Annotated in this window: 2 protein-coding genes; both read left to right on the forward strand. The window is 38.4% G+C overall.

Annotated elements, in window-relative coordinates; translation table 11 throughout:
- The coding region (locus ACRCJ0_RS14340; protein WP_431390892.1) for an alpha-galactosidase at positions 1-708 on the forward strand (708 nt) is incomplete at its 5' end.
- A 12-nt stretch (positions 709-720) separates the two neighbouring features.
- On the forward strand, positions 721-1,269 hold a 549-nt coding region (locus ACRCJ0_RS14345; protein ID WP_431390893.1), incomplete at its 3' end, for an extracellular solute-binding protein.

Below are 1,269 nucleotides of genomic sequence, written 5' to 3' on the forward strand. Positions count from 1 at the left end.
AAACAGGGTGAAGTCTTACATCGATATACTTTAGGTTTGTATGAAATGCTAGAACACTTAACAACAAAATACCCTGATATTTTATGGGAAGGTTGTTCAGGTGGTGGTGGTCGTTTTGATGTTGGTTTCGCATATTACATGCCTCAATCATGGACGAGTGATAATACAGATGCCATTGCACGGTTAAATATCCAATACGGGACATCCTTATTTTATCCAACTTCATTGATGACATCACATGTATCCGCAGTACCCAATCATCAAACAGGGCGTATTACACCGTTTGATACCCGCGGTGACGTAGCAATGAGTGGTGTATTGGGCTATGAGTTAGATTTAACGCAACTAAGTCCGGCAGAAAAAGAATTAGTCAAAACACAAGTCGCCGCTTATAAAGAGATCCGACCACTCGTACAATACGGTGATTTCACTCGTTTAGAAAGTCCTTTTGAAGGTAACGAAACGGCATGGATGTTTACCAATGAAGACAAATCTGAAATATTAGTTTTTACTTTTGGGGTATTGAATACAGCCCAAGCATCGATTCATCAAGTGAAACTACATGGACTTCAATCAGATAAAATCTATGAAAATGTGGCTAGTAAAGAAGTTTTTACGGGTAGCGAATTGGAGTGGATGGGATGGTATGAAGCGCCAATGACAGAAGATTTTGTTTCGCACCGTTATCATTTTAAAGCAATGAATTAGGAGGAAAGTGGCATGAAAACGTTTAAAAAGCTCCGTTATTTGGTTATCGCCTCTGCCAGTGTGCTTGCGTTAGCTGCATGCGGTAATACTGAAGAAACAAGTACGAATGGCAAAACGGTCATTGAATTTTTTAATCAAAAGAAGGAGATGGAGGGTACTATAGAAGAAATTATTCAAGATTTTGAAAAATTACATCCGGATATAGATGTGCAAATGACGAGTGTACCGGATGCTGGTACTGTCATAAAAACGAGAATGCTATCAGGTGACGTTCCAGATGTTATCAACTTATATCCACAAAATATTGACTTCCAAGAATGGGCAAATGCTGGTTTCTTCTATGATATGACTGGTCAAGACTATCTAGATAATTTAAAAAATCAATACGCTGATAAATATGCCATTAACGGCAAGGTATACAATGTGCCCTTAACAGCGAATGTATCAGGTATATATTACAATAAGACAAAATTTGAAGCATTAGGGTTAAAAGCGCCTGAAACATGGGATGAATTTGTCCAACTTGTGGATGAAATCAAGGCAGCCGGTGAAACACCATTT

The organism is Aerococcus sp. L_32, assembly GCF_050689315.1.